The organism is Actinomycetota bacterium (assembly GCA_040755895.1).
GTDB lineage: Bacteria > Actinomycetota > Aquicultoria > Subteraquimicrobiales > Subteraquimicrobiaceae > Subteraquimicrobium.
On the sequence record JBFMAG010000027.1, the window covers coordinates 1 to 5,533 of the forward strand.

Below are 5,533 nucleotides of genomic sequence, written 5' to 3' on the forward strand. Positions count from 1 at the left end.
GAATTTGAACACCAAAGTAGAAACAGACCTTTTCAAAGTAGAAACAAACCTTTAGGTCTGTTAAGGTAAGTAAAACAAACATGTCAAAGACCTTTCTCGAAAAGGCCGGATTTGCTGGGAGAGCCAGGAAGTGAAGAAAGTATTCGGAGGACGATACGAAATTATCGAGAAGATTGGCAGCGGCGGGATGGCCGATGTTTACAAGGCTTATGATGAGGTGCTCCACCGCACCGTTGCCTTAAAGATCCTGCACCCCCAATTCGCTCAGGAAGAAAACTTCGTGGCTCGCTTTCGAAGGGAAGCGCAAGCGGCGGCGGGTCTGAATCATCCCAACATCGTCAATGTCCATGATTGGGGAAGCGAAGACGGTACCTACTTCATCGTCATGGAGTATCTGGAGGGAAGGAATCTCAAACAGATAATCGCAGATAGAGGATCTCTCCCCTTCGATATAGCCGTCGACATCGCCCGCCAGGTCTGTTCAGCACTTCGATTTGCCCACAAACACGATATAATCCACAGGGATATAAAGCCTCATAATATCATCATTACCACCGAAGGAGAGGTCAAGGTGACCGATTTCGGGATCGCTCGGGCGGGAACCTCCACCATGACCCAGACCGGAACCATCCTAGGAACAGCCCACTACATCTCCCCTGAGCAAGCGCATGGTGCCCCGGCCACCATAGCTTCAGATATCTACTCCCTTGGAGTAGTTTTATTCGAGATGCTCACGGGCAAGGCCCCCTTCGAGGGAGAAAGCCCAGTGGCCATCGCCTTAAAACACGCCCACGAGTCGCCACCCTCCCCCCGAAGCATAAATCCCGATATCCCCGAATCCCTTGAGGCTGTAGTATTGAAAGCCTTATCAAAACATCCCAGCGATCGCTATCAGTCCGCTCAGGAGATGCGAGAGGATTTGGTGCGATGTGCCCAGGGTTTGCCGGTCAAGGCAACCGTTACCCCATCCGAGGGGGAGACCATAGTGCTGCCCCGTCCCGTCCCTCCTCCCGTGGAAAAAGAAGTGCGTAGGAGGAGATGGATCGCCTGGGCTGTCTGGATATTGGCCATATTATTGGCATTTTCCCTCGCGGCAGCCTGGGGTTTTTATGCCCTTGCGCCCAGAGTCGTCGTTCCAGATCTGGAGGACAAAACCATCTCCCAGGCTAAACAAATATTGACGAGGAAGGGTCTCAAGTTGAAGGTCGCGGAGTGGAGGTATAGCGATACCATAGCTAGCGGGGGCATAATCGATCAGTATCCCAGTCCCGGTCGGAAAGTAAGGGAGGGGGAGACCATTAAGGTAACCGCGAGCAAAGGTAAAAGACTAATATCCGTGCCCGAAGTGGTGGGACGCACGGAAGCTCAGGCAACCTATCTTCTGGCAAAAGCGGGGTTGGAAGTTGGCGAAATCGAGAGAAGACACCATAACAAGATACCCGAAGATAGGGTCATCGATCAGGATCCCAAGGGAGATAAAAAGGTGACCAAGGGCACAAAGGTAAATCTGATTGTGAGCCTGGGAATAGAGATGGTTGAAGTCCCAGATGTGATAAATAGAACCGAGGAGGAAGCCGCTGCACTCATAAGTCAGGCAAAATTGAAAATGACAAGGACCGAGGAATCAAGCGATGAAGTTGAAAAGGGAAGGATAATAAGGCAATCTCCCCAACCCGGAATCGAAGTCAAAAGGGGAGCGGTGGTGAAGGTGGTGGTGAGCACCGGCCCAAGGATGGTTACCGTTCCCGATGTGGTGGGAAAGGATGAAAGTGCCGCCGAAAGCGAGTTAGAAAACCTCGGTTTTATAGTCGTGATCAAAGAAGGTGTCTCCAGTCCAGAAGATTGGGGTAAGGTGGTAGCCCAAAGCCCAAAGGGTGGTGAGCAGGTAAAAAGGGGATCGACGATTACCATTTGGGTAGGAGAGGAACCATCGGGATAATTACTCCCAATAGTCATTGTGATCTATGTCCCCATCCTCTCGCCAGTCTATGATATGCATGCATTCATGGTGGATTATATCAGAGAGGGAAGCACGGTGGTTTGGATCGACCCAAATTTCTCCCCTCTTGTACCAGCAACATCCCTGCCAACCATTGGGGCAGGATCGGATGTGCACCGTCGAACCTTGCAAAATGGGGTATCTTGCGATTAACGAAGCAAGAATGCGATTCGCCTGAGCCTGTTTCACTGCGATGGAATCGGTGACTGTACTTTGAACTGTCCGTACACTTGCCTTTTGTCCCAAGGCTTTAGCTCCCGTCTTTCCAATAATTTTGCTCGAAGTTTTGGTGATTTGCCGCCTTTTCGCTTCTTCTGCCCTTCGTGCCTCTTCCGCCCTTGCCTCTTCTGCCCTGCGTGCTTCCTCGGCTTTCCTGGCCAGATATCTCTCTACAGCCAATTCCATATCGGTTTTATAATTTCTTTCCCCCGGGGGCTCAAAAAACGAATTTACGAGTGGATTTTGCGATCGCAAATTTGATTTTAATTCCAGGTGCTGCCCAGGATTGGCCGGGGCAAGACTCACCCCAGTTAAAAGAACAATTGTCAAAAAGAAAGTTGATAGTCTGGTTTTCCTCGGTTTCCCCATTTTTGCATCTGGGGGACGAGAAATCGTCCCCTTCAATTGCATCGACAAATGCGGCAAAAGCTTTAGGAGCATATGGCGTCGTGCCCAAAATTTTGAGCGGATTGGAAAGGCCAAATGATTTATAATTGAAGAGGACATAAAAGCTAGCCTTCAGAGGTGATTGGATTGACCATCCTCAAATTCTATGGTGGAATTGGCGAGGTCGGGGGAAATAAAATTTTGCTTAAGGATCAAGGCACGGAGATATTCCTGGACTTCGGGAAGAATTTTGAACGGGAAAGGCAGTATTATGATGCGCCTTACCTGGAACCCAGGGAGGAAAAGCACCTTTTAGCCCTGGGAATTTTGCCAACCATCGAAGGTCTGTATAAAAAAGATGAAGGATTGAGGGATACCGCCGGGGTTCTCCTCTCCCACCCCCACACCGACCACATGGACTATATCCGATACATAAAGAATGAGATTCCCATCTATTGCGGAGAAACTACGAGGACCATCATCGTGACCAGAGAATTCACTAGTCGGACATCGTCGAGTGATTATTACATCGCCAATCTCACGGCACAAAGAGGAGGGGAGATTTTCAAGAAATTTGAGACCTTCAGAACGGGTGACATCGTAAATATAGGTTCCATTGAGATCGAACCGATTCACGTCGATCACTCCGTGCCGGGGGCCTATGGCTTTATAATCCGAACCAGTGAAGGCACCATCGTGTACACCGGTGATTTTCGACTTCACGGCACCAGAGCTGACATGACCTTTGAGTTCATAGAAAAGGCAAAGGCATCAAAGCCCGATGCCTTGATCATCGAGGGAACCAATGTGGGTGAGGGGAAAGTTTCCTCCGAACGGGAAGTAAGGGATAAAACCATGGAAATCGTGGCTCAGACGAAGGCCCTGGTCATAGCGAGTTTTTCTCCCGTGGATATCGATAGATTGAGAACTTTTTACGAGGTTGCGAAGGCAAATGGGAGAAAGCTCGCCCTGTCCACAAAACAGGCATATCTCATCGAAGCCCTAGAGCACGACAGGGGTTTATCCATCTTCAATCTACACGATCCCGATATCCTCATCTTCGCCAGACAGAAAAAGAGTCCACGATTCTGGGAGAAAAGACTCCTGGAAACCTATTCAAGCGTGGTTGAAAGTGCGGATTTAAGCCAAGCTCAGGATGAAATAATCCTCTCGGCGACCTTTTACGATATGAACGAGATGTGCGACATCCAGCCGGAGTCGGGAACCATTTTTATCCTCTCTCAGAGCGAACCCTTCAATGAGGAAATGGAGATCGATTTCAAAAAGCTCTTGAATTGGATGGAATACTACGGAATTCCTCTATACAACATTCATGCCTCGGGACATGCCGCTCCTCTCGAGCTCAAGGAGACGATCTCCCAAATAGCTCCGAAGAAGGTCTATCTCATCCACACCGAAAGACCGAAGCTTTATCAGCAGTTCATAAGGGATCTGAACATTGAGACAATCTGCCCTGAACCCACCCAAGAATACCAAATTTAACCAAAAATAAGAGGAGCCCAGCAAATTCTGGACTCTTCATAGAAAATAACTGTTATATATTTATTAGTGGAGATGGCGGGACTTGAACCCGCGACCTCCTCCACGCCAAGGAGGCGCTCTCCCTCTGAGCTACATCCCCAAAATATATATTGCAGCATAAATTATATAAACGACCTCGGATAAAGTCAAATTAGGGTCCATGTGATTTCCCAAAGGAATGCGGTCTGGTAAAATTGTGGGAGTAAGTCAGCAATAGAGGTGTTGAAGCTGATCGAAGAGAAGCTGAAAAATAAGGGTTTAAATGTAATCCGCACGCCCTTTGGTTGGTTCAATACTTTGGAAATTAAAGCCATCCCATCTCTCAATTATGAGGATAACAATATCGAAGTTGTGGATGTGGAGACTATGGAGCAAATCTTCACCGTAGAGACAAGCACACACACCCAATAGGTGTGACCATCACCCAAGATGGGAAACACCTATGGGTCTCGAATTATCGGACGAGTTTGGTCTATGTCTATAAGATCGTTTATGAGTAAGCCACTCAGCTCTAACTTTTTGCCTCGCGCTTTGCTCCCCACCTTCCCAATCCCTTTCCGATTACTATCAACATGGCTACTATCACGCCCAAGAAGAGAATATCTGAGAAGGATAATAGCCCTCCGGTCGGAGCGGCTTCATGTTCTTCCTCACGTTCAGCTGTTCCATGTTCCGCTTTTCCGTGTTCTTTTGCTCCATGTTCTTCGGCTTCCGGTTCATGGGTTGTTCCGGATCCACTTTCAGCGGCACTGGCAAAGACACATTTGCGCACCGGAGCATGAATGATTTGCGTTTGAGCCAGCGCCCAAGAAGATACCGAACAGGTCACTAACACAGCAAGGATAACAACTAAGAGGATGTTCCTTGCGCCCATTTCCTTCTTCCTCCTCTTCGATTCACCTCTTAAGAATTATAGCATAACCTTTTTCACAAGCTACATTTTCGCTCTCGCCAATGGTGTGGAAAACTCTTCTACGTCAATTTAAGATTACTCAAAGAAGGGCTCCCCAAAGAGGAAGAGGGAGGACTGGGATTTTCCAACCTCTCGACCTTGATCTCAGCCACGGGGAGAGGAATCCGATCTTCTACATCCATAGGGAAGTATCCAAAAAATTGGTCCGATTTTCAGGGGTGGAAAAGATCGAAGAAAGGGTAAATGGAAGAAAATGTAATTTTGCCTACAAAATAGGGTTGCCTAAAGTGTCAACGGGATAAAGTCGATATATAGACTTGAAGGAACCCAAAGAGCCACTAAAATAAAGAGTAGGTCGGAAACCGAAGTGGCTAGTTGGGTTCCTTCGGTTTTATGCTCATTTAAAGCTCACACTAATCAAGCTTCAAATTTTTATTCCAGGCTTAAATCCTTCAACAAAATAACCTGAGGCA

Annotated in this window: 5 protein-coding genes and 1 tRNA gene; 3 read left to right on the forward strand and 3 right to left on the reverse strand. The window is 47.9% G+C overall.

Annotated elements, in window-relative coordinates; translation table 11 throughout:
• Window positions 1-130: 130 nt before the first annotated feature.
• Window positions 131-1,939 carry a Stk1 family PASTA domain-containing Ser/Thr kinase gene (gene pknB, locus AB1466_01150; GenBank protein MEW6188710.1) on the forward strand — a complete coding sequence of 603 codons (1,809 nt, stop codon included), beginning with the start codon at window positions 131-133 and terminating at the stop codon, window positions 1,937-1,939.
• Here the strand turns inward: pknB and AB1466_01155 are convergent, their stop codons facing one another.
• Window positions 1,940-2,404 (reverse strand): hypothetical protein, encoded by a 465-nt coding sequence (locus AB1466_01155; GenBank protein ID MEW6188711.1) that lies wholly within the window; start codon window positions 2,402-2,404, stop codon window positions 1,940-1,942.
• A 348-nt stretch (window positions 2,405-2,752) separates the two neighbouring features.
• On the opposite strand from AB1466_01155, the gene AB1466_01160 reads away from it, so the two are divergent.
• Window positions 2,753-4,108 (forward strand): MBL fold metallo-hydrolase, encoded by a 1,356-nt coding sequence (locus AB1466_01160; protein ID MEW6188712.1) that lies wholly within the window; start codon window positions 2,753-2,755, stop codon window positions 4,106-4,108.
• A gap of 67 nt (window positions 4,109-4,175) precedes the next feature.
• On the opposite strand, the gene AB1466_01165 is transcribed toward AB1466_01160, so the two are convergent.
• A tRNA-Ala gene (locus AB1466_01165) sits at window positions 4,176-4,247 on the reverse strand.
• 113 nt (window positions 4,248-4,360) lie between these two features.
• Between AB1466_01165 and AB1466_01170 the strand changes: the two genes are divergently transcribed.
• Complete coding sequence (locus tag AB1466_01170; GenBank protein ID MEW6188713.1) at window positions 4,361-4,558, forward strand: threonyl-tRNA synthetase editing domain-containing protein; 198 nt, start codon at window positions 4,361-4,363, stop codon at window positions 4,556-4,558.
• A gap of 100 nt (window positions 4,559-4,658) precedes the next feature.
• Here the strand turns inward: AB1466_01170 and AB1466_01175 are convergent, their stop codons facing one another.
• On the reverse strand, window positions 4,659-5,021 hold the full coding sequence (locus AB1466_01175; protein ID MEW6188714.1) for a hypothetical protein: 363 nt from the start codon (window positions 5,019-5,021) through the stop codon (window positions 4,659-4,661).
• Window positions 5,022-5,533 lie beyond the last annotated feature (512 nt).

Excerpts from the sequence above, each read along its gene's own strand:
- AB1466_01155 (MEW6188711.1), bottom strand. The coding sequence starts at position 2,404 with ATGGAATTGGCTGTAGAGAGATATCTGGCCAGGAAAGCCGAGGAAGCA.
- AB1466_01175 (MEW6188714.1), bottom strand. The coding sequence starts at position 5,021 with ATGGGCGCAAGGAACATCCTCTTAGTTGTTATCCTTGCTGTGTTAGTG.